Source organism: Streptomyces sp. NPDC048473 (assembly GCF_043200155.1).
Taxonomy (GTDB): Bacteria; Actinomycetota; Actinomycetes; order Streptomycetales; family Streptomycetaceae; genus Streptomyces.
On sequence record NZ_JBICXE010000001.1, the window covers coordinates 166418 to 189603 of the forward strand.

General features: G+C 69.5%; 21 protein-coding genes. 6 read left to right on the forward strand and 15 right to left on the reverse strand.

Features of this window, described 5'->3' with window-relative positions:
• Positions 1-93 precede the first annotated feature (93 nt).
• Both ACGFU7_RS00825 and ACGFU7_RS00830 read right to left on the reverse strand, forming a co-directional pair.
• On the reverse strand, positions 94-450 hold the full coding sequence (locus ACGFU7_RS00825) for a hypothetical protein (protein WP_393690939.1): 357 nt from the start codon (positions 448-450) through the stop codon (positions 94-96).
• Between the two features lie 98 nt (positions 451-548).
• Positions 549-1502: a heme o synthase gene (locus tag ACGFU7_RS00830; protein ID WP_393690941.1), complete on the reverse strand. Its 954-nt coding sequence runs from the start codon at positions 1500-1502 to the stop codon at positions 549-551.
• Positions 1503-1946: 444 nt separating this feature from the next.
• Here ACGFU7_RS00830 and tkt point away from each other — a divergent pair, with 444 nt between their 5' ends.
• The 6 genes from tkt to ACGFU7_RS00860 all read left to right on the forward strand — a co-directional run bounded on the left by tkt (position 1947) and on the right by ACGFU7_RS00860 (position 8946).
• The gene (gene tkt, locus ACGFU7_RS00835) at positions 1947-4034 is read left to right on the forward strand and encodes a transketolase (RefSeq protein WP_393690943.1); all 2088 of its coding nucleotides are present in this window, start codon (positions 1947-1949) and stop codon (positions 4032-4034) included.
• A 34-nt stretch (positions 4035-4068) separates the two neighbouring features.
• Positions 4069-5187 (forward strand): transaldolase, encoded by a 1119-nt coding sequence (gene tal / locus ACGFU7_RS00840; protein ID WP_393690945.1) that lies wholly within the window; start codon positions 4069-4071, stop codon positions 5185-5187.
• Between the two features lie 5 nt (positions 5188-5192).
• Positions 5193-6725 carry a glucose-6-phosphate dehydrogenase gene (gene zwf / locus ACGFU7_RS00845; protein WP_393690947.1) on the forward strand — a complete coding sequence of 511 codons (1533 nt, stop codon included), beginning with the start codon at positions 5193-5195 and terminating at the stop codon, positions 6723-6725.
• On the forward strand, positions 6722-7729 hold the full coding sequence (gene opcA, locus ACGFU7_RS00850) for a glucose-6-phosphate dehydrogenase assembly protein OpcA (protein WP_393690949.1): 1008 nt from the start codon (positions 6722-6724) through the stop codon (positions 7727-7729). Before zwf ends, opcA begins: the two co-directional genes overlap by 4 nt.
• Positions 7726-8508, forward strand: a complete 783-nt coding sequence (gene pgl, locus ACGFU7_RS00855; RefSeq protein WP_393690951.1) for a 6-phosphogluconolactonase — start codon at positions 7726-7728, stop codon at positions 8506-8508. The genes opcA and pgl overlap by 4 nt, the downstream gene beginning before the upstream one ends.
• Positions 8509-8586: 78 nt before the next feature.
• The gene (locus ACGFU7_RS00860) at positions 8587-8946 is read left to right on the forward strand and encodes a VOC family protein (protein WP_393690953.1); all 360 of its coding nucleotides are present in this window, start codon (positions 8587-8589) and stop codon (positions 8944-8946) included.
• 9 nt (positions 8947-8955) lie between these two features.
• Here the strand turns inward: ACGFU7_RS00860 and ACGFU7_RS00865 are convergent, their stop codons facing one another.
• From ACGFU7_RS00865 to ACGFU7_RS00925, 13 genes are all read right to left on the reverse strand, one after another.
• A complete protein-coding gene (locus ACGFU7_RS00865; RefSeq protein WP_393690955.1) occupies positions 8956-10533 on the reverse strand; it encodes a PH domain-containing protein in 1578 nt (525 codons plus the stop codon).
• On the reverse strand, positions 10530-11033 hold the full coding sequence (locus ACGFU7_RS00870) for a PH domain-containing protein (RefSeq protein ID WP_393690957.1): 504 nt from the start codon (positions 11031-11033) through the stop codon (positions 10530-10532). The genes ACGFU7_RS00865 and ACGFU7_RS00870 overlap by 4 nt, the downstream gene beginning before the upstream one ends.
• 4 nt (positions 11034-11037) lie before the next feature.
• Positions 11038-12690, reverse strand: a complete 1653-nt coding sequence (pgi, locus tag ACGFU7_RS00875; protein WP_393690958.1) for a glucose-6-phosphate isomerase — start codon at positions 12688-12690, stop codon at positions 11038-11040.
• Between the two features lie 155 nt (positions 12691-12845).
• Entirely contained in the window at positions 12846-13181 is a 336-nt protein-coding gene (locus ACGFU7_RS00880; protein WP_072483070.1) for an RNA polymerase-binding protein RbpA, read from the reverse strand.
• Between the two features lie 109 nt (positions 13182-13290).
• Positions 13291-13527 (reverse strand): preprotein translocase subunit SecG, encoded by a 237-nt coding sequence (secG, locus tag ACGFU7_RS00885; RefSeq protein ID WP_329816899.1) that lies wholly within the window; start codon positions 13525-13527, stop codon positions 13291-13293.
• A gap of 114 nt (positions 13528-13641) precedes the next feature.
• Positions 13642-14418 carry a triose-phosphate isomerase gene (tpiA, locus tag ACGFU7_RS00890; RefSeq protein WP_393690960.1) on the reverse strand — a complete coding sequence of 259 codons (777 nt, stop codon included), beginning with the start codon at positions 14416-14418 and terminating at the stop codon, positions 13642-13644.
• A 6-nt stretch (positions 14419-14424) separates the two neighbouring features.
• Positions 14425-15636, reverse strand: coding sequence for a phosphoglycerate kinase (locus ACGFU7_RS00895; protein WP_393690962.1), 1212 nt, complete (start codon positions 15634-15636; stop codon positions 14425-14427).
• A gap of 108 nt (positions 15637-15744) precedes the next feature.
• Positions 15745-16752 carry a type I glyceraldehyde-3-phosphate dehydrogenase gene (gap, locus tag ACGFU7_RS00900; protein ID WP_383971911.1) on the reverse strand — a complete coding sequence of 336 codons (1008 nt, stop codon included), beginning with the start codon at positions 16750-16752 and terminating at the stop codon, positions 15745-15747.
• Positions 16753-17012: 260 nt separating this feature from the next.
• Complete coding sequence (whiA, locus tag ACGFU7_RS00905) at positions 17013-18002, reverse strand: DNA-binding protein WhiA (protein ID WP_030919772.1); 990 nt, start codon at positions 18000-18002, stop codon at positions 17013-17015.
• Positions 17993-19027, reverse strand: coding sequence for a uridine diphosphate-N-acetylglucosamine-binding protein YvcK (gene yvcK, locus ACGFU7_RS00910; RefSeq protein WP_393690965.1), 1035 nt, complete (start codon positions 19025-19027; stop codon positions 17993-17995). Before yvcK ends, whiA begins: the two co-directional genes overlap by 10 nt.
• A complete protein-coding gene (gene rapZ / locus ACGFU7_RS00915; RefSeq protein WP_393690967.1) occupies positions 19024-19992 on the reverse strand; it encodes an RNase adapter RapZ in 969 nt (322 codons plus the stop codon). Before rapZ ends, yvcK begins: the two co-directional genes overlap by 4 nt.
• Positions 19989-22190, reverse strand: coding sequence for an excinuclease ABC subunit UvrC (gene uvrC / locus ACGFU7_RS00920; protein ID WP_393690969.1), 2202 nt, complete (start codon positions 22188-22190; stop codon positions 19989-19991). The genes rapZ and uvrC overlap by 4 nt, the downstream gene beginning before the upstream one ends.
• A gap of 119 nt (positions 22191-22309) precedes the next feature.
• Positions 22310-23185 carry a hypothetical protein gene (locus ACGFU7_RS00925; protein WP_393690971.1) on the reverse strand — a complete coding sequence of 292 codons (876 nt, stop codon included), beginning with the start codon at positions 23183-23185 and terminating at the stop codon, positions 22310-22312.
• Position 23186: the final 1 nt, after the last annotated feature.

Below are 23186 nucleotides of genomic sequence, written 5' to 3' on the forward strand. Positions count from 1 at the left end.
CGGGCGCCCCATGGCCGCCCCCATACGTCAATTGCCGGACGGGCCTGCATGCACAGGCCCGTCCGGCAATTGACGTATGGGGGCGTTGTTCGGTCACGCCTTGTTGGAGGGGCCGCCCAGCTGAATGCCGGCCATCCGCGTCCACTCGTACGGGCCGGTGCGGACCTTCGCGGCGAACTCCCCGTCGAAGGACTCGTGCATCGTGATCCCGGCCTTCTGAGTGGCCCTCTCGGCGACCGCGTAGGACGGGGCGACCAGATCGCCCCAGCCGCCGTCCTCGCCCACGAGAACGATGCGGGTGCCCGTCTGCCCGATGTAGGCGAGCTGTCCCTCCGCACCACCGTGCGCCTTGGAGAAGGCGCCGATCTGCTTGGCGAGCTTCGCCGCCCTGCGCTCCGCGCGGGCCGCCTGCTTGCCGCTCTCAACCTGGGTCTCTGCCGTCTCTGCCATGCTCAGGATGCTACCGATGGGTAGATCGACTGGCGACGGGCGGGGCACGTGGCATGGGCCACGTACCCCGCCCGTCGGCAGGAGTCGATGCAGCGGGACTACCTCAGGAAGGGATCGACCGCCACGGCGACGAAGAGCAGCGAGACATAGGTGATCGACCAGTGGAACAGCCGCATCTCCTTGAGCTTCCCGCCGGTCACCCCGGCCTTGGCCCGGTTGAGCAGGGCGTGTGCCTCCCAGAGCCAGAACCCGCCGGTCAGCAGCGCCACCGCCGTGTAGAACCAGCCGGTGTAGCCGAGCGGGGTGAGCAGCAGCGAGACGGCGACCATCACCCAGCTGTAGATGACGATCTGGCGGGCCACCACCCGGTTGGACGCGATGACCGGGAGCATCGGGACGCCGACCCGGGCGTAGTCGTCCTTCACCTTCATCGACAGCGGCCAGTAGTGCGGCGGTGTCCAGAAGAAGATGACGGCGAAGAGGATGACAGCGGCCCAGGACATCGAGTTGGTCACGGCGGACCAGCCGATGAGGACCGGCATGCAGCCCGCGATGCCGCCCCAGACGATGTTCTGCGAGGTGCGGCGCTTCAACAGCATCGTGTAGACGACGACATAGAAGAGCAGCGCACCGAGCGACAGCGCCGCCGACAGCCAGTTGACCAGCAGTCCGAACCAGACCGTGGAGATCACCGCGAGGGAGATACCGAAGGCCAGGCACTCACGCGGGGTCACCATGCCAGTGACCAGCGGACGCTGCGACGTACGGTCCATCAACGCGTCGATGTCGCGGTCGATGTACATGTTCAGTGCATTGGCACCGCCTGCGGAGAGATATCCGCCGATGGTGGTAGTGAGTACGAGCCACAGGTCGGGCACACCCTGAGCAGCGAGGAACATCACCGGAACAGTGGTGATCAGCAACAGCTCGATGATCCGAGGCTTGGTCAGTGCCACGAATGCCTTGACACGGACCCCGAACGGGCGATGGCCCCCTGGGCTGGGAGTCAAGGCGACCCCTGCGGGTCGGGACTCGACGGCCGTCACGCACACCCCTGACAGAGAAATCCAGCAAGCTCCGGGCGTGAAGGCCCAGTAAAGACTTGCGCGAACCAGACCACTGTAGACGTTGGGGACAGGCCGCCCTTCGCGGGGGTGCGGTCGTGTTGAAGTGGCGCAGAAGGCTGGAGGGCGCGCTCATCGGAGTACTGCATGAGTAAGGGGTCCCGGTCATCGCAGTGGCGCAGATGTCAGAGCTCATCGCAGAGGCGCATAAGTAAGAGGACGTGCTCATCGGAGGGCCCAGAAGTAAGGGGACGCGCTCATCGGAGTAGCGCATAAGTGAGCCGTTGCGCTCATACGGGAGGCGAACTCCGCGGGCCGCCTGCACCCTGGAAAGCAGCCGGAAAATGCTTGTTCCGACGGGGGTAGGCTCGACAACGCCCGGTGCGGTCACAGTCACCGGTTTTCAACAGTGGAGAGGAGCCCTGACTCAGGGTGAGCACCAAGCCGACCACCACAGATCTCCAGTGGACCGAATTGGACCAGCGGGCCGTGGACACTGTCCGCGTCCTTGCCGCCGACGCCGTACAGAAGGTCGGAAACGGCCACCCGGGCACGGCGATGAGCCTGGCTCCCGCCGCGTACACCCTCTTCCAGAAGGTGATGCGGCACGACCCCGCCGACGCGGAGTGGACCGGTCGCGACCGGTTCGTGCTCTCTGCGGGTCACAGCAGCCTGACCCTCTACATCCAGCTCTACCTGGCCGGGTACGGCCTGGAGCTCGATGACCTCAAGGCTTTCCGTACCTGGGGCTCGAAGACCCCCGGTCACCCGGAGTACGGCCACACCACCGGCGTCGAGACGACCACGGGCCCGCTGGGCCAGGGTGTCGCCAACGCGGTGGGCATGGCGATGGCCGCCCGCTACGAGCGCGGCCTGTTCGACCCGGAGGCGGCCCCCGGCACCTCCCCGTTCGACCACATGGTCTGGGTCATCGCCGGCGACGGCTGCCTCCAGGAGGGCATCTCCGCGGAGGCGTCCTCACTGGCCGGGCACCAGAAGCTCGGCAACCTGGTCCTGCTGTGGGACGACAACCACATCTCCATCGAGGGCGACACGGAGACCGCGGTCTCCGAGGACACCCTGAAGCGGTACGAGGCGTACGGCTGGCACGTCCAGCGCGTCGACCAGCTGCCCAGCGGCGACCTGGACCCGGCGGGTCTGTACAACGCGCTGCAGGCCGCCAAGGCCGAGACCGAGCGCCCGTCGTTCATCGCGGCCCGCTCGATCATCGCCTGGCCCGCCCCGCACGCCCAGAACACCGAGGCGTCGCACGGCTCGGCGCTCGGTGACGAAGAGGTCGCCGCGACGAAGAAGCTCCTCGGCTTCGACCCGGAGAAGTCCTTCGAGGTCTCCGACGAGGTCATCTCCCACACCCGTGAGGCGCTGGACCGCGGCCGCGAGGCCAAGGGCGAGTGGGAGAAGGCGTTCGCCGCCTGGCGCACCGCCAACCCGGAGCGCGCCGCCGAGTTCGACCGGATCTCCGCGGGCGAACTGCCCACGGGCTGGGAGGACAAGCTTCCGGTCTTCGAGCCGGGCAAGAGCGTCGCCACCCGCGCCGCCTCCGGCAAGGTGCTCCAGCAGCTCGGCGCGATCATCCCCGAGCTGTGGGGCGGCTCCGCCGACCTCGCGGGCTCGAACAACACCACGATCGACAAGACGTCGTCGTTCCTCCCGACGGGCAACCCGCTGCCCGGCGCGGACCCGTACGGCCGCACGATCCACTTCGGTATCCGCGAGCACGCCATGGCCGCGGCCATGAACGGCATCGCGCTGCACGGCCACACCCGCATCTACGGCGGCACCTTCCTGGTGTTCTCCGACTACATGCGCAACGCCGTGCGCCTGTCCGCGCTGATGCACCTGCCGGTGACGTACGTGTGGACGCACGACTCGATCGGTCTCGGCGAGGACGGCCCGACCCACCAGCCGGTGGAGCACCTGGCCTCGCTGCGCGCCATCCCGGGCCTGAACATCGTCCGCCCGGCCGACGCCAACGAGACCTCCATCGCCTGGCGCGAGATCCTGCGCCGCTACACCAAGGTGTTCGGCAAGGGAGCCCCGCACGGTCTGGCGCTGACCCGCCAGGGCGTGCCGACCTACGAGGCGAACGAGGACGCGGCCAAGGGCGGCTACGTGCTCTTCGAGGCCGAAGGTGGCGACGCCCAGGTCCTCCTGATCGGTACGGGCTCCGAGGTGCACCTCGCCGTCGAGGCGCGCGAGGAACTGCAGGCGGCCGGCATCCCGACCCGCGTGGTCTCGATGCCGTCGGTCGAGTGGTTCGAGGAGCAGGACCAGGCTTACAAGGACAGTGTTCTGCCGCCGTCCGTGAAGGCCCGGGTCGCGGTCGAGGCCGGTATCGGTCTGACCTGGCACCGGTACGTCGGAGATGCCGGCCGGATCGTCTCGCTGGAGCACTTCGGTGCCTCGGCCGACGCCAAGGTCCTCTTCCGCGAGTTCGGCTTCACGGGCGAGCACGTCGCCGCCGCCGCGCGGGAATCTCTCGCCGCCGCCGCACGCTGACGCCGTTATACGACTAGTAGGAGATGCAATTCTCATGACAGACGCACTCAAGCGCCTCTCCGACGAGGGCGTGGCGATCTGGCTCGATGACCTGTCGCGCAAGCGGATCACCTCGGGCAACCTTGCCGAGCTGATCGACCAGCAGCACATCGTGGGCGTCACCACCAACCCGTCGATCTTCCAGAAGGCGATTTCGCACGGCGACGGTTACGAGCAGCAGCTCACCGACCTCGCCACCCGCAAGGTCACCGTCGACGAAGCCATCCGCATGATCACGACGGCCGATGTACGGGACGCTGCGGACATCCTGCGTCCTGTCTTCGACGCCACGGACGGCCAGGACGGCCGGGTCTCCATCGAGGTCGACCCGCGCCTGGCCCACCACACCGATGCCACCGTCGCCGAGGCCAAGCAGCTGGCCTGGCTGGTGGACCGGCCCAACACGCTCATCAAGATCCCGGCGACGAAGGCCGGTCTCCCGGCGATCACCGAGGTCATCGGCAAGGGCATCAGCGTCAACGTCACGCTGATCTTCTCGCTGGAGCGCTACCGCGAGGTCATGGACGCCTACCTGGCGGGCCTGGAGAAGGCGAAGGCCGCGGGCCTGGACCTCTCCAAGATCTACTCGGTGGCTTCGTTCTTCGTGTCCCGCGTGGACTCCGAGATCGACAAGCGGCTCGACGCGATCGGCACCCCCGACGCCAAGGCGCTCAAGGGCAAGGCGGCTCTCGCCAACGCCCGGCTCGCCTACCAGGCGTACGAGGAGGTCTTCTCGTCCGACCGCTGGACGGCCCTCGACAAGGCGCAGGCCAACAAGCAGCGTCCGCTGTGGGCCTCGACCGGTGTCAAGGACCCCGCGTACAAGGACACCCTGTACGTCGACGACCTGGTCGCCCCCGGCACGGTGAACACCATGCCCGAGGCCACCCTCGACGCCACGGCGGACCACGGGCAGATCACGGGCAACACCATCGCCGGCACCTACGAGCAGGCCCGTGCCGAGCTCGACGCCATCGCGAAGCTCGGGATCTCCTACGACGACGTCGTCCAGCTCCTTGAGGACGAGGGCGTCGAGAAGTTCGAGGCGTCCTGGATCGACCTGCTCAACTCGACCGAGGCGGAGCTCAAGCGCCTCGCCCCTTCGGAGGGCTGACCACCTTGTCTGGTGTTCCCGGAGCCAACCCGCTTCGTGACGCCCAGGATCGACGGCTCCCGCGTATCGCGGGGCCGTCGGGCCTGGTCATCTTTGGCGTCACGGGCGATTTGTCCCGTAAAAAGCTGATGCCCGCCATCTACGACCTGGCCAATCGCGGCCTGTTGCCGCCGGGCTTCTCCCTCATCGGTTTCGCGCGCCGCGAGTGGCACGACGAGGACTTCGCACAGGAGGTCCACGACGCCGTCAAGCAGCACGCCCGTACGCCGTTCCGTGAAGAGGTCTGGCAGCAGCTCATCCAGGGGATGCGCTTCGTCCAGGGCAACTTCGACGACGATGACGCCTTCGAGACGCTGAAGGCCACGATCCAGGAACTCGACAAGGAACAGGGCACGGGCGGCAACTTCGCCTTCTACCTGTCCGTACCGCCGAAGTTCTTCCCCAAGGTCGTCCAGCAGCTCAAGAAGCACGGTCTCGCCGACCAGAAGGAGGGCTCCTGGCGGCGTGCCGTCATCGAGAAGCCCTTCGGCCACGACCTCACCAGCGCGCAGGAGCTCAACCAGCTCGTGCACGATGTGTTCCCGCCCAACGAGGTCTTCCGGATCGACCACTACCTGGGCAAGGAGACGGTCCAGAACATCCTGGCGCTGCGGTTCGCCAACACGATGTTCGAGCCGATCTGGAACAGGTCGTACGTCGACCACGTCCAGATCACGATGGCCGAGGACATCGGCATCGGCGGCCGGGCCGGCTACTACGACGGCATCGGCGCCGCCCGTGACGTCATCCAGAACCACCTGCTCCAGCTGCTGGCGCTGACCGCGATGGAGGAGCCCGGCTCCTTCCACCCGAAGGCCCTGGTCGCCGAGAAGCTCAAGGTGCTCACGGCGGTGGAGCTGCCGGAGGACCTGGGCAAGCACACGGTACGAGCCCAGTACGCGCACGCGTGGCAGGGTGGCGAGGAGGTCCCCGGCTACCTCGAAGAGGACGGCATCGACCCCAAGTCGAAGACCGACACCTACGCCGCGATCAAGCTGACGATCAACAACCGCCGCTGGGCGGGCGTGCCGTTCTATCTCCGTACCGGAAAGCGGCTCGGCCGCCGGGTCACGGAGATCGCGGTCGTCTTCAAGCGCGCTCCGTATCTGCCCTTCGAGTCCGGCGCGACGGAGGAACTGGGCGGCAACGCGCTGGTCATCCGGGTCCAGCCGGACGAGGGCGTGACCGTGCGGTTCGGCTCCAAGGTGCCCGGCACCTCGATGGAGGTCCGGGACGTCACGATGGACTTCGCGTACGGCGAGTCCTTCACGGAGTCGAGCCCGGAGGCGTACGAGCGGCTCATCCTCGATGTGCTGCTCGGCGACGCCAACCTCTTCCCGCGGCACCAGGAGGTCGAACTCTCCTGGAACATCCTCGACCCGATCGAGGAGTACTGGGACAAGCACGGCAAGCCCGCGCAGTACCCGGCGGGCACCTGGGGCCCGGCCGAGGCGGACGAGATGCTTGCACGAGACGGACGGAGCTGGCGCCGGCCATGAAGATCGATCTCACGGAAACCACGTCCAGCAAGATCAACCAGGCGCTGGTGTCGGCCCGGCGTGCCGCCGGCTCCCCGGCCGTCGGCATGGTGCTGACCCTGGTGGTCGTCACCGACGAGGAGAACGCGTACGACGCTCTGAAGGCGGCCGGCGACTCCTCGCGGGAGCACCCCTCGCGCATCATTGCGGTGATCAAGCGGGTCAGCCGCTCGCCGCGCAGCCGCCGCGACGCACGGCTCGACGCCGAGGTGCGGGTCGGTTCCGACTCGGGCTCCGGCGAGACCATCGTGCTGCGACTGCACGGTGAACTCGCCAACCACGCCCAGTCGGTGGTCCTGCCACTGCTGCTGCCGGACGCCCCGGTCGTGGTGTGGTGGCCCGAGAACGCGCCCGAGGACCCGGCCAAGGATCCGCTGGGCGCACTCGCCCAGCGCCGGATCACGGACGCGTATTCGGCGGAGCACCCGAGCGCCGAACTCGCGGTGCGCGCCCGGTCGTACACGCCGGGCGACACCGATCTGTCCTGGACCCGCATCACGCCGTGGCGCTCGATGCTCGCGGCCGCACTCGACCAGAAGCCTGTCGAGGTCGTCTCGGCGACGGTCGAGGGCGAGTCCGAGAACCCGAGCTGTGAGCTGCTCGCCATGTGGCTCGCGGACCGGCTCGGTGTGCCGGTGCAGCGCACCCTGTCCGGCGGTCCCGGCCTGACGGCCGTACGGATGGAGACCAGGAACGGCGTCATCGTCCTGGACCGGGCGGACGGTTCGCTGGCCACGCTCTCCATGGAGGCGCAGCCGGACCGTGCGGTGGCGCTCAAGCGACGGGAGACCTCCGAACTGCTCGCCGAGGAACTGCGGCGTCTCGACCCTGACAACATCTACGCGTCCGCGGTGAAGTTCGGCGTGGAGAACCTGGGCGGCCCGGCCGAGCCGAAGCCCGCCGAGCCGGCCGCCGCCCCGCCCGCCGCAAAGAAGACCGCGGCCAAGAAGGCGGCGGCGAAGTGAGTGCCCCTCAACTTGTCGTGCACCGCGACAAGGACCTGATGGCGCAGGCCGCCGCGGCCCGGCTGATCACGAGGATCGTGGACGCCCAGGCCGCGCGCGGCTACGCCTCGGTGGTACTCACCGGCGGGCGCAACGGCAACGGCCTGCTGGCCGCACTCGCCGAAGCGCCCGCCAGGGACGCGATCGACTGGTCGCGGCTCGACCTGTGGTGGGGCGACGAGCGGTTCCTGCCGGAGGGCGATCCGGAGCGCAATGTCACGCAGGCCCGCGAGGCCCTGCTGGACTCGGTGCCGCTGACCCCGTCCCGGGTGCACGCGATGCCCGCTTCGGACGGCCCCTGCGGCAACGACGCCGACGCGGCAGCGGCCGCGTACGCCGGTGAACTGGCCGCGGCGGCCGGTCCGGAGGACCACGGTCCGGTGCCGACGTTCGATGTGCTGATGCTGGGCGTCGGACCGGACACGCATGTCGCGTCGCTCTTCCCGGAGCTGCCCGCGGTACGGGAGACCGAGCGCACCGTCGTCGGTGTGCACGGCGCCCCCAAGCCGCCGCCCACCCGCGTCTCGCTCACGCTGCCCGCTATCCGGGCGGCGCGCGAGGTGTGGCTGCTCGCCGCGGGCGAGGACAAGGCGGAGGCCGCGGAGATCGCGCTCTCGGGCGCCGGGGAGATCCAGGCCCCGGCGGCCGGTGCGTACGGACGCAGCCGCACCCTGTGGCTGCTGGACGCGGCGGCGGCCTCGCGGCTGCCTCGCGCGCTGTATCCGCCGGCCTCTCCCTGAGTGGTCGTCAGTACCGTTGTACGCAGGCCCGGTTCGCTCTTCGCAGCGGCCGGGCCTGCGGCGTGAAAGGCTCGGCCCATGGTGCGTATCGGAACTGTGGTGATGGGTGCGTCGGACGTACGGCGCGCGGCGGCCTTCTGGACGGCGGCGCTCGGATATGTGGAGCGCGAGCCCTTGAAGGACGACTGGGTGGTGCTGGTCCCGGCCGATGGGCGCGGCGTCGGGCTGTCCCTGGGGCACAGCGGCACGCCGGTGCAGGAGGTCCCCCGGGTCCATCTCGACCTGTACACCGAGGAGCAGGACGCCGAGGTGGACCGGCTGGTCGCACTCGGCGCTGCGCGGGTCGACTGGGATCTGTACCCGGACGACCCGGATTTCGTGGTGCTCGCGGACACCGAGGGCAACAGGTTCTGCGTCATCGACACGAGGCACGGCTGACCGCTGCGGTCACCCGGCCCGTGGGCTGCGCTCCAGGAAGGGCTCCAGCAGGCCGGGGACGGCCTCGGATGCGAAGTCGAGGCCCTCGCTCGCATCCGCGTCGTACGCCGTGTACGCGCCCGCTCCGGCGGCCGTCGTCGCGGTGAGGCTCAGCACCCCGGCCCGCCGCTGGAAGTACGTCTGCTCGACCGTCCAGCCGATGACACCCGCCCGCTCCAGCGCGGCGGTCGAGCGCCGGACCGTGCCCGACCGGACCACCAGATAGTCGCCGCTGATGGCGTGTCCCAGGCCGCGGTACGCGTCCCGGGCGAGGAACGCCGCGACGGGCACCCCCACGACGGCGCAGGCGAGCGCGATCCAGAGCAGGACGGGTGTCAGCAGCACGCCCAGGAGGGCCAGGACGAATACGGGGGCGGCGGTGGCCCAGAACGCCCGGCGCAGCCGGCGGCCGCGGGCCGCGAGGGGGTGCCCCGTCAGCGGGGCGCCGGTCGGGGACGTGGTCTCGCGCAGGACGTCGGCGGCCACCGTGTCGGCGACGGACCGGGGCGCAGCGGGCAGCAGGGTGTTGTGGTCGCCGTGCTGCTCCTCGTCGTCCTTGGCCAGTCCGGTGGTGATCGCGTCGACCCGGGCGGCGCCGAACAGCCGGATGCCGAGCGGTTCGACGAGGTCGACGCCGCGCAGCCGCCGCTCCTCGATGGAGACGGACCGTGAGGTCAGCAGGCCGCGCCGGATGCGCAGGGTGCCGCCGGGTTCGCGCTCCAGCCGGTAGCTCCACCACATCTCGACCCACAGGCCGAGCGCGCCGACGACACCGGCGGCCGTCGCGGCGACGGCGAGGATCACGATCATGGCGAGCAGTGAGGTGTCCCGGAACCGGTCGCCGATCCAGTCGATCACCTGTCCCTGCGCCCCGAACCAGTCGCTGACCTGCATCACCGCGCCGACCGCCGCACCGCCGAGCGCGGGGGCGACGAATGAGACCGGTGCGTAGCGTATCCAGCGCGGGTCGAGGGCGATGAGCTCGCCCTCGCGATGGGTGCCCGGCGTGCCGGTGGCCGTACGTTCCAGCAGTTCGCGGCGGAGCCGTTCGCCCTCGGCCCTGGGGACCGGGTCGAGTTCCAGGGTGGATTCGTTGCCGGAGTGCTCGCCGGTGCCGATGCGGACGGTGACCAGGCCGAGGACCCGTTGCAGCAGATGGGCGGTGAGGTCGACGCTGCGGATGCGTGTCCGGGCCAGTGAGCGCTTCTTGACCAGGAGCAGCCCGGTGTGGAGCTCGACCCGTTCGGCGCCGATGCGGTAGCAGGTGCGGCGCCACCGTACGTAGTCGCCGGCCGCGGCGCAGCCGATCAGCACGACCGAGCCGGCCAGCACCCAGGCGACCGCATGCCCGAACCCGAACCGCCCGGCGAGGCCGAGGGTGGTGGGCACGGCCGCGCCGGCCGCCACCCCGGCCGTGACGAGTGCGCTGACGAGGACCGTACGCCGGTCCAGCCGCCGCCAGTCGGCAGCGGTGGCCGCCTCGGGGCCGGTGACGCCGCGGTGGCCCTCTGCGTCCGGGGAAGGGGAAACGGCCGCCTCGGAGCTCATGTGGCGTCCCCGGGGGTGTCCTGGGTGATCCGGGTCAGCCGCTCGGCCAGCTCGGCCGCCAGTTCGTGGCCCAGTCCCTCGATCCGCACCGCGCCCTTGGACGATGCGGTGGTCACGGTGACCGTGGCAAGCCGGTAAAACTGTTCGAGCGGGCCGCGCACGGTGTCCACGGTCTGGATCCGGGACATCGGGGCGATCCGCCACTCCTGCCGGAAGACGCCGGTTCTGACGTACACCGCTTCGTCGGTGACCTCCCAGCGATGGGTGCGGAACCACCAGAGGGGGAAGAGGACGGCGCAGCCGACGCCCAGGACCGCGAGGATCGCGGCGGGCAGCAGCAGCCAGAACCGGGCGGGTCCGATGAGCACGCCCAGCACTACCAGCACGGCCACCGGCACCGCGGTCAGCAGCAGCCACTGGGCTCGCCACCAGCCGACGGCCCTCGGGTCCAGTGTGTTGTTCGGCGGCCTGAGCCGCACCGTCCGCTCCCCCGTGGTCATCGGCTCAGCGCCCCCTGCGGGCGCGGTACGCCTGGACGAGCGCGGCGGTCGAGCTGTCCAGCTGCTCGCCCCCCTTGCCTTCCGTCAGCACCGGCTCGATCTTCTTGGCGAGGACCTTGCCGAGTTCGACGCCCCACTGGTCGAAGGAGTCGATGTTCCAGATGGCGCCCTGGACGAAGACCTTGTGCTCGTACAGCGCGATCAGCTGGCCGAGGACGGACGGGGTCAGCCTGTCGGCCAGGATCGTCGTCGTCGGGTGGTTGCCCTGGAAGGTCTTGTGCGGCACCAGCTCCTCGGCGACGCCCTCGGCGCGGACCTCGTCCGGCGTCTTGCCGAAGGCCAGCGCCTGGGTCTGGGCGAAGAAGTTGGCCATCAGCAGATCGTGCTGGGCGACCAGACCGGGCAGCAGGTCGGCAACCGGCTCGGCGAAGCCGATGAAGTCAGCCGGGATGACCTTGGTGCCCTGGTGGATCAGCTGGTAATAGGCATGCTGCCCATTGGTGCCGGGGGTGCCCCAGACGACCGGCCCGGTCTGCCAGTCGACCGGATTGCCGTCCCGGTCCACGGACTTGCCGTTGGACTCCATGTCCAGCTGCTGCAAGTACGCGGTGAACTTGGACAGATAGTGGCTGTAGGGCAGCACGGCATGCGACTGCGCGTCGAAGAACGCGCCGTACCAGACGCCCAACAGGCCCAGCAGCAGCGGAACGTTCTCCTCGGCGGGGGCGGTGCGGAAGTGTTCGTCGACGAGGTGGAAGCCGTCGAGCATCTCGCGGAACCGGTCCGGGCCGATGGCGATCATCAGCGAGAGGCCGATGGCGGAGTCGAACGAGTAGCGGCCGCCGACCCAGTCCCAGAACTCGAACATGTTGGCGGTGTCGATGCCGAAGTCCGCGACCTTCTCGGCGTTCGTGGACAGGGCCACGAAGTGCTTGGCGACCGCGTCCTGACCGGCCCTCAGACCGGTCAGCAGCCAGTCGCGGGCGGAGGTGGCGTTGGTGATGGTCTCGATCGTGGTGAAGGTCTTCGACGCGATGATGAAGAGCGTCTCGGCCGGGTCGAGATCGCGCACGGCCTCGTGAAGGTCGGCGCCGTCGACGTTCGACACGAAGCGGACGGTGAGCGAGCGGTCCGTGAAGGAGCGCAGCACCTCGTACGCCATGGCGGGGCCGAGGTCGGAGCCGCCGATGCCGATGTTGACGATGTTCTTGATGCGCTTGCCGGTGTGGCCGGTCCACTCTCCCGACCTGATGCGGTCGGAGAAGGCCGCCATCTTGTCGAGTACGGCGTGCACGGCGGGCACCACGTTCTCGCCGTCGACCTCGATCACCGCATCGCGCGGGGCACGCAGCGCGGTGTGCAGGACGGCGCGGTCCTCGGTGGTGTTGATCTTCTCGCCGCGGAACATCGCGTCCCGCAGCTCAGCCACGCCGGTGGCCCCGGCGAGCTCGCGCAGCAGCCGGAGCGTCTCGTCGGTGACCAGGTGCTTGGAGTAGTCGACATACAGATCGCCGACCCGGAGGGTGTATCCGGTGCCGCGCTCCGGGTCGTCCGCGAAGAGCTGCCGCAGATGCGTCGTCCCGAGCTGCTCGCGGTGCTTGCCCAGAGCGGTCCACTCGGGCGTCTGGTTGAGCCTGGTTCGGCTTGGTGTATTCATCCCGGATATCAGCCCACTTCTTCTCGTGCCTGCAGATGCCCCGCTGCCCTTCCAACTTAATTGATCAGAGGGGTTGACGAGGCAATGGCGAGCTGCGGCACGGCAAAAGCAGTCCGGCCGGACACCCCGTGGGGTGTCCGGCCGGTGAACAACAACTAGATCTCGCCCCGGAGTTTCGCCAGGGCCTCGGCGAGGATGGCCTCGCCGTCCGCATCGCTGCGCCGCTCACGTACGTACGCGAGGTGTGTCTTGTACGGTTCGGTGCGCGGCGGGTCCGGCGGGCTGTCCCGGTCCTGGCCGGCCGGGAAACCACAGCGCGGGCAGTCCCAAGTCTCCGGTACCTGCGCGTCACTGGCGAAGCTCGGCTGCGTCTCGTGCCCGTTCGAGCACCAGAAGGAGATGCGGAGGCGCGGCGCGGACTCGCCCCGCTCGGCCTCCCCCATCGGCCCCGCTCCGACCCGGCTTCCCCGGATCGCGTTGCCACTTGCCACGGTCGTAACTCCCTGCGTGATGGTGCTCGAAGATGCCCCAGTCTACGTAAGGCCCAACGCGCGTCCAGTGAAAGGAGTTACACCCTCACCGGGAATCGCGTACGACGGGTCAACTGTCCAGCTTGATCAGCAGACCAAGCACAACAATGCACGCGAACCAGGCCAGACCGACGAAGACCGTGATCCGGTCGAGGTTCCGCTCGGCGACCGAGGAGCCGCCCACGGACGACTGCATGCCGCCACCGAACATGTCGGAGAGGCCGCCGCCCTTTCCCTTGTGCATCAGCACCAGCAGCATCAGCAGCAGGCTGAAGACGATCAGGGCGATCTCGAACGCCAAAATCACGGCTGGTCCCTACTTTCCGGAATTCTCTGGACTGCATGTGCGAACAGCGGAGGCCGGGAGGCTACACCCTCCTCGGCCCCCGCAAGGGTACGACGGATCCGCGCTACCGCATACTCACTGGTCGCGGAAGCGGACGATCTTGACGAACTCGTCGGCGTCCAGTGCGGCGCCGCCGATCAGTGCGCCGTCCACATCGGGCTTCGACATGATCTCGGCGACATTCCCGGACTTCACCGAGCCGCCGTACTGGATACGGACCGTGTCGGCCAGGTCCTGCGAGTACAGCTCGGCGAGGCGGCTGCGGATCGCCCCGCAGACCTCCTGTGCCTCGTCGGAGCCGCAGACCTTGCCGGTCCCGATCGCCCAGACCGGCTCGTACGCGATCACGATCGACTCGGCCAGCTCGGCGGGGAGGTCCTTGAGACCGCCGTCGACCTGCGCGAGCGTGTGCGCGACGTGGTTGCCCGCCTCACGGACGTCCAGCTCCTCGCCGACGCAGAGGATCGGGGTCAGGCCGTGCTTGAAGGCGGCCTTCACCTTGGCGTTGCAGATCTCGTCGGTCTCACCGTGGTACTGGCGGCGCTCGCTGTGGCCGACGGTGACATAGGTGCACTTCAGCTTGGCGAGCATCGGACCGGAGATCTCACCGGTGTACGCGCCGGAGTCGTGCGCCGAGATGTCCTGGGCGCCGTACTTGATCTTCAGCTTGTCGCCGTCCACCAGGGTCTGCACGGAGCGCAGGTCGGTGAAGGGCGGCAGGACGGCGACCTCGACGGCGTCGTAGTCCTTGTCGGCCAGGGCGAAGGCGAGCTTCTGGACGTGTGCGATGGCCTCGAGGTGGTTGAGGTTCATCTTCCAGTTGCCCGCCATCAGCGGGGTGCGAGTGGTCATGAAAGGTCAGTCCTCCAGTGCGGCGAGGCCGGGAAGCGTCTTGCCCTCGAGGTATTCGAGGCTGGCGCCGCCACCGGTCGAGATGTGTCCGAATGCGTTCTCGTCGAAGCCCAGGATGCGGACGGCCGCGGCGGAGTCGCCACCGCCGACGACACTGAAGCCCGAGGAGTCGACGAGGGCCTGGGCGACGGCCCGGGTGCCCTCGGCGTAGTCGGGGTGCTCGAAGACGCCCATCGGACCGTTCCAGAAGACGGTGACGGCGTCGGCGAGCTTCGAGGCGTACAGCTTGTTGGTCTCGGGGCCGTTGTCCAGGCCCATGAAACCGGCCGGGATGGCGTCCGCGGGCACGGTGCGGTGCTCGGTCGGAGCCTTGGTCCTGAGGTCCGGGAACTGCTCGGAGACCACGACGTCGACGGGGAGCACGAACTCCACGCCCTTCTCCTCGGCGCGCTTGAGGTACTCCAGCACCACCGGGATCTGGTCCTCCTGGAGGAGGGAGCTGCCGACCTCGTGGCCCTGGGCCTTGAGGAAGGTGTACGCCATGCCGCCGCCGATGAGGATGCGGTCGGCGCGCTCCAGCAGGTGATCGATGACGCCGAGCTTGTCGGAGACCTTGGAGCCGCCGAGCACGACGGCGTACGGGCGCTCGACGTTCTCGGTGAGCTTCTTCAGGACGCCGACCTCGGTGGCGATCAGGTCGCCGGCGGCGTGCGGCAGCCGGGCCGGGAGGTCGAAGACCGAGGCGTGCTTGCGGTGTACGGCTCCGAAGCCGTCGCCCACGTACACATCCGCGAGCTCGGCGAGCTGATCGGCGAACGCGCCGCGCTCGGCGTCGTCCTTCGACGTCTCACCGGGGTTGAAGCGGAGGTTCTCGATGACGGCGACCTTGCCGTCGGTGAGCGCGGCGACCGTGGCGCGGGCGGACTCGCCGACCGTGTCGGTCGCGAAGGCCACGTCGGCGCCGATGAGCTCACCGAGACGGGCCGCGGCGGGCGCCAGGGAGAAGGCGGGGTCCGGGGCGCCCTTGGGGCGGCCCAGGTGCGAGGCGACGATGACCCGCGCCCCGGCCGCGGCGAGCTTCTCCACGGTCGGCTGGACGGCGCGGATACGGCCGTCGTCGGTGATGGTGGTGCCGCTCAGCGGCACGTTGAGGTCGGCGCGGACGAATACGCGCTTGCCGGTGACCCCTTCGGCGAGAAGTTCGTCGATCGTCTTCATCTTGCTGGACTCCTTGGGAGACGAGAGAGCATGCAACGGGGCTCGAACAACGCTGCGTTGCGCTGTCCGAGCCCCGTGCTCACATCGAGGTGCCTGCCGACTCGACGGTCAGAGCTGGCTGCCGACGAAGACGGTCAGGTCGACGAGGCGGTTGGAGTAGCCCCACTCGTTGTCGTACCAGCCGATGACCTTGACCTGCGTGCCCTCTGCCATGGTCAGCAGGGAGTCGAAGGTGCAGGAGGCCGGGTCCGAGACGATGTCCGAGGACACGATCGGGTCCTCGGTGTAGAACAGCTTGCCCTTGAGCGGGCCTTCCTCGGCGGCCTTCTGGAAGGCGGCGTTGACCTCGTCGCGGGTGACCTCGCGCTCCAGCGTGATGACCAGGTCGGTGACCGAACCGGTCGGGACCGGGACGCGCATCGCGATGCCGTCGAGCTTGCCCTTGAGCTGCGGGAGCACCAGAGCGGTGGCCTTGGCGGCACCGGTCGTGGTCGGGATGATGTTCTCCGCAGCGGCGCGGGCGCGACGCAGGTCGGAGTGCGGGAAGTCCAGGATGCGCTGGTCGTTCGTGTACGCGTGGACCGTCGTCATGAGGCCCTTGACGATGCCGAAGTTCTCGTCCAGAACCTTGGCCATCGGGGCGACACAGTTGGTGGTGCAGGAGGCGTTGGAGATGACGTGGTGGTTGGCCGCGTCGTACTTCTCCTCGTTGACGCCCATCACGATGGTGATGTCCTCGTTCTTGGCCGGAGCCGAGATGAGGACCTTCTTGGCGCCACCAGCGATGTGCTTCTCGGCGTCGGCCTTCTTGGTGAAGATGCCGGTCGACTCGATGACGATGTCGACGCCCAGCTCACCCCAGGGGATGTCGGCCGGGTTGCGCTCGGAGAGCACCTTGATGGTGTGGCCGTCGACAGTGATGCTGTCGGCGGTGTGGCTGACCTCGGCCTTCAGACGACCCAGAATGGTGTCGTACTTCAGAAGGTGGGCCGTGGTCGCAGTGTCACCCAGGTCGTTGACAGCCACGATCTCGATGTCCGCACCCTGCTCCAGCAGCGCGCGGAAGTAGTTACGACCGATGCGGCCAAAGCCGTTGATGCCTACGCGGATCGTCACGAACCGATCTCCTCGTTAGGTACGCCGGTTTTCGACGCCGGCGAGTTGTATGGGATGTCCCCGACCGCCTCCGACCCTACCTCTCCGATGGCTCCGGAGTGACATCGAGCGGGGCCGGAAGAGCCGCGGAGGCCCGTACTCCTCGGTAGGAGTACGGGCCTCCGGATACTCGGCCGTACATGCAGCGACGATTACGGAGCGTCAACAACCGTGGGAATGCCGCGCGTTCTGGATTTGGCCGACTTCATGGCCGTCGCGGGTCAGCCCACCAAGCCGTCGGCGAGCTCCTCGCTGAGGGTGGATTCCGTGCCCGGGATCCCCAGGTCCTGGGCCCGCTTGTCGGCCATCGCCAGCAGTCGGCGGATCCGGCCGGCGACCGCGTCCTTGGTCAGCGGCGGGTCGGCGAGCGCACCCAGCTCCTCCAGGGAGGCCTGCTTGTGTTCCATGCGCAGCCGTCCGGCCGCCGCGAGGTGCTCGGGCACCTCCTCGCCCAGGATCTCCAGCGCGCGCCCCACCCGGGCGCCCGCGGCGACCGCGGCCCGCGCGGAGCGGCGCAGGTTGGCGTCGTCGAAGTTGGCGAGCCGGTTGGCGGTGGCGCGGACCTCGCGGCGCATCCGCCGCTCCTCCCAGGCCAGCACCGACTCATGGGCGCCGAGCCGGGTGAGCAGGGCGCCGATCGCGTCGCCGTCGCGGACGACGACCCGGTCCACGCCGCGCACCTCGCGGGCCTTCGCCGCGATGGAGAGCCTGCGGGCCGCACCGACCAGCGCGAGCGCCGCCTCCGGGCCCGGGCAGGTCACCTCCAGCGAGGAGGAGCGGCCCGGCTCGGTGAGCGAGCCATGGGCCAGGAAGGCCCCGCGCCAGGCGGCCTCTGCATCGCAGGTGGCCCCCGAGACCACCTGCGGGGGCAGGCCGCGGATGGGACGGCCGCGGCCGTCCACCAGGCCGGTCTGGCGGGCCAGCTGATCGCCGCCCGCCACCACCCGCACGACATAGCGGGAGCCGCGCCGCAGCCCGCCGGGAGCCATCACGATCAGCTCCGAGCTGTGCCCGAAAATCTCGAGAATGTCCCGCTTCAGCCGGCGCGCCGCCATTGCGGTGTCCAGCTCCGCCTCGATCACAATCCGGCCGCTCACCAGGTGCAGCCCACCCGCGAACCGAAGAATCGCCGAAACTTCTGCCTTCCTGCAGCAGGTCCGGGTCACGGGAAGCCGAGAGATTTCGTCCTTCACCGCCGGCGTCATCGCCATGGGCCGATCCTTCCATGCATCCGAAAAATACGGTCGTACGCGGCGGCCAACAGCTCCGGATCATGAATCGGAACACCGTCGGGTGAGGCCACCGGCGCCAGCTCGACCGCGGCGCCGAGCCGCTTGGCGGCGTCGGCGAGGGACTCACGATCGGGCACGGCGGCTTCGTCGGCCAGCACCACGTCCATGGCGAGTTTAGGGGCGTGTCGTCCCAAAACCTCCAAATGACGCTGCGGAGAGAAGCCATCAGTTTCACCGGGTTGCGGTGCGAGGTTGAGCGAGAGGACCTTGCGGGCCTTGGTCTCGATGAGCGCGTCGAGCAGTTCCGGCACGAGCAGATGCGGGATCACGGAGGAGAACCAGGACCCCGGGCCGAGCACCACCCAGTCGGCGTCCAGGACGGCGGCGACCGCCTCGGGAACGGCCGGCGGGTCGTGCGGGACGACGTGGACGGACTGCACCTCGCCCGGCGTGAGCGCCACGGTGGCCTGGCCTCGCACCGTGTCCACGTCGTCCGGGCGGTCCGGGTCGTGTCCCCGTACGAGCGCCTGGAGCTCCAGCGGCACGGCGGACATGGGCAGCACCCGGCCGTGCGCCCCGAGGAGCTTGCCGACCAGGTCCAGGGCCTGGACATGGTCGCCGAGCTGCTCCCACAGGGCGACGATCAGCAGATTGCCGACCGCGTGCTCGTGCAGATCGCCCTTGGACTGGAAGCGGTGCTGGATGACCTGGGCCCAGGTCTGGCCCCAGTCGTCGTCACCGCACAGGGCGGCGAGCGCCTTGCGCAGGTCGCCGGGCGGCAGGACGCCGAGCTCCTCGCGGAGCCGGCCGCTGGAGCCGCCGTCGTCGGCGACGGTGACCACGGCCGTGAGATCGCCGGTGATCCGGCGGAGCGCCGCGAGCGACGCGGACAGGCCCATGCCGCCGCCGAGGGCGACGACCTTGGGCTGCGCGCCGCGCTTGCGGGCGGAGAGCGCGGAGGTGGCTCTGCGCAGCCGCCGCAGGCGCAGATTACGACTGGTCACTCGCGCCCCATGTCCCGGTGGACGAGAACGGTCTCGATGCCTTCGGTCGCGAGCCTGGCCGCGAGCTTCTCGGACATGGCGACCGAGCGGTGCTTGCCGCCCGTGCAGCCGACGGCGATCGTCACATAGCGCTTGCCCTCGCGGCGGTACCCGGCGGCGATGAGCTGGAGCAGCTCCGTGTACTGGTTGAGGAATTCCTTGGCGCCGGGCTGGTCGAAGACGTAGGCGGAGACCTCTTCGTTGAGCCCGGTGAACGGGCGCAGCTCGGGGACCCAGTGCGGGTTGGGCAGGAAGCGGCAGTCGACCACCAGGTCGGCGTCGACCGGCAGGCCGTACTTGAAACCGAACGACATCACCGTGGCGCGCAGCTCCGGCTCCTCGTCGCCGGCGAACTGGGCGTCCATCTTGGCGCGCAGTTCGTGCACATTGAGGCTGGAGGTGTCGATCACCAGGTCGGCGTCGCCGCGCAGCTCGCGCAGCAGGTCACGCTCGGCGGCGATGCCGTCGACGATCCGGCCGTCGCCCTGGAGAGGGTGCGGGCGGCGGACCGACTCGAAGCGGCGGACCAGGGCGTCGTCGGAGGACTCCAGGAAGACGATGCGCCGGGTGACGTGCTTTGCCTCCAGATCGGCGAGGGACTCGCGGAGGTTGTCGAAGAAGCGGCGGCCCCGCACGTCGACGACGACGGCGATCCGGGCCACGTTGCCCTGCGAGCGGGCGCCGAGCTCGACCATGGTGGGGATCAGGGCGGGCGGCAGGTTGTCGACGACGAACCAGCCGAGGTCCTCCAGACACTTGGCCGCGGTGCTGCGCCCGGCGCCCGACATCCCCGAGATGATCACCAGCTCGGGGATGGCCGACCCGTCGCCCGTCTCGATCGTGGTGCCCGTACTCACGTGTCCTGCTCCGTCTGCTCGGTCGGTGCTGTCGTGCTCGACTTCGTGTTCGTGTTCGTGCTCAGTCATGTCGTGCTGCCCCCGTCGTCATCTTCAATGATCTCTCCTGTCGCCGTGTTCACGGCGGGCGTGGCCGGGGCGGCCGAGGCCAGGGCGACGGCCACTGATTCCGCCGTTCTGCGGCCTATCCCCGGAACCTCGCAGATCTCGTCGATTGTCGCCTGCTTCAGCTTCTTCACGGAGCCGAAATGCTTGATCAGCGCCTGCTTCCGGGTCTCGCCGAGGCCGGCGACGGCATCCAGGGGGCTGGAACGGATGCGCTTGGCCCGCTTGGCGCGCTGATACGTGATCGCGAAGCGGTGGGCCTCGTCACGGACGCGCTGGAGGAGGTACAGGCCCTCGCTGGAGCGGGGCAGGACGACGGGGTCGTCGTCATCGGGCAGCCAGACCTCTTCGAGGCGCTTGGCGAGGCCGCAGACGGCGATGTCGTCGATCCCGAGCTCGTCGAGGGCGCGCTTGGCGGCGGCGACCTGCGGCTGGCCGCCGTCGACCACGACGAGCTGCGGCGGATAGGCGAACCGTTTGGGACGGCCGTCGTCCTCACGGGGCTCGATGTCCGGATCGGGGATGGTGTCCAGGGCGGGGATGGTCTCCGGGACGAGGGTGGTGCCTGCGCCGGGGGTGGCATCCGGGACCTGGGTGGTGCCTACGCCGGGGGTGACATCCGGGACGAGGGTGGTGCCTGCGCCCGGGGTGACATCCATGCCGGGGGCCGGGGCAGCCGGGACGGTCAGGGCTGCCGGGGCGGTCTGCGGTGCCGGGACGGGGCCGGTCGGCGCGGGCGTCTCCTCCCACTCCCCCGTCCGCTCCTTCTCCTGGAGATACCGCTTGAAGCGGCGGCCGATCACCTCGTGCATCGACCGGACGTCGTCCTGGCCCTCGAAGCCCTTGATCTGGAAGCGGCGGTACTCGCTCTTGCGGGCCAGCCCGTCCTCGAAGACGACCATGGAGGCGACCACGTCGTCGCCCTGGAGATGCGAGATGTCGAAGCACTCGATGCGCAGCGGAGCCGTGTCGAGGCCGAGCGCCTCGGCGATCTCCTCCAGGGCGCGGGAGCGGGTCGTCAGATCGGAGGCGCGCTTGGTCTTGTGCAGCCCCAAGGCCTGCTGGGCGTTGCGCTGGACCGTCGCCATCAGGTCCTTCTTGTCGCCGCGCTGCGGAATGCGCAGGCTGACGTGGGAGCCCCGGCGGCCGGCGAGCCACTGGGAGACCGCGTCGGGGTCCTCGGGGAGGGCCGGGACGAGGACCTCCTTGGGGACGGAGTCGCCCGTCTCCTCGCCGTACAGCTGCTGCAGGGCGTGCTCGACCAGGCCCGAGGTGTCGACGTTCTCGACCTTGTCGGTGACCCAGCCGCGCTGGCCGCGCACCCGGCCGCCGCGCACATGGAAGATCTGGACGGCGGCTTCGAGCTCGTCCTCGGCGACCGCGATCAGGTCGGCGTCGGTCGCGTCGGCGAGGACGACGGCGCTCTTCTCCATGGCCCGCTTGAGGGCCTCCACATCGTCACGGAGCCGGGCCGCCCGCTCGTACTCCATCTCTTCGGCCGCCGCCATCATGTCCTTCTCCAGGCGGCGGATGTACGTGCCGGTGCGGCCGGCCATGAAGTCGCAGAAATCCCCCGCCAGTTCGCGGTGCTCCTCGGGAGTGACCCGGCCGACGCAGGGGGCCGAGCACTTGCCGATGTAGCCGAGGAGGCACGGGCGGCCGGTCCTGGCGGCGTTCTTGAAGACTCCGGCGGAGCACGTACGCACCGGAAAGACCCGGAGCATCAGGTCGACCGTCTCGCGGATCGCCCAGGCGTGCCCGTACGGACCGAAGTAGCGCACGCCCTTCTTCTTGGCTCCGCGCATCACCTGGACGCGCGGGAATTCCTCGTTGAGCGTGACCGCGAGATACGGATAGCTCTTGTCGTCGCGGTACTTGACGTTGAACCGGGGGTCGAACTCCTTGATCCAGGAGTACTCCAGCTGGAGCGCCTCGACCTCCGTGGAGACGACGGTCCACTCCACCGAGGCGGCCGTGGTGACCATCGTGCGCGTACGCGGGTGGAGCGTGGCCAGGTCCTGGAAGTAATTGGCCAGGCGCTGGCGCAGGTTCTTGGCCTTTCCGACGTAGATCACCCGGCGGTGTTCGTCGCGGAATTTGTAGACCCCCGGGGAGTCGGGGATCTGTCCCGGCTTGGGGCGGTAGCTGGAGGGGTCTGCCATGTGTCCCACCCTACTTGCGGGCAGTGACAGTGCGGCCTGCTCGGCAGTGGTGCCGTGCTCCGGGGCGCGGGTAGAGGGAGCGCGCCCCGGAACACGGGGTCAGCGGGTGCCGTTGCCGGTCACGGGGTTTCCCGGTGGCGGCGGTTGCGCAGTGCCGTGACGCCGCCGAGGGCGAGCACGGCGAGGGCGCCCGCTCCGGCGGCGGCCGACGTGGCGGTCAGGGCGGTGCCGGAAGCCGTGCTCGCGACAGCCACCCAGTGGGTTGTGCCGGCGCCTTCCCGGGGGCCGGAAGCGGTGGCGGACGGTGTGTAGCCGCCCGCCTTGCCTGAGCGGGCGTAACCGGAGCCGGGGAGCTTGTCGCCGTATGCCTCCCGTACCCGGGCGCGGTAGGCGGCGAGTGTGGTGCCGCGGGCGCCGACCGCGCGGACGGCGTCCTGGTCCAGCGGGAGCACCTCGGCTCCCTTCTGGACGTACCAGGCGTCTGTCTGCGGCTCGCGGAAGACCGTCCCGCCGGGGAGCTTGTGGGCACCCGCGGCGGCGTACCGCGTCTCGTCGTCACCGGTGGCGATGTTCACCACCTGCCAGCCGCCGTCCTTCCCTTCCTTCGGAAGGGTCCACAGGGATGCCTTCTGACCGTCCGCGGAGACGGCCGTGGTGGCGAGGTAGTCCAGCCTGGCGACGGGCGCTCCCGGTTTCCCGGCGACGAAGTCCGGATCGAGGGTGCGTACGGGGACGGCGGCGCCTTCGATACGGGGCGCGGCCGCCGACCTGGTGATCCTGCCTTCGCGGGCGAAGAACCGGGACAGGGTGTCCAGGGTCGCGGGGGCGGTGGCCGCTCGACGGGCGGCGGTCAGGGCGGCCGGATCGGCTGCGGGGCCGGTGGCGGCGGTCGCCCGCGGGGCCGTGACGGTGAGCAGGGCGGCACCGGCCAGAACGCCCGTGGCGGCCAGGGCGGCAGCTGCGGACCGCGCGGCGCGTGCGGTCTTGGAGATCATT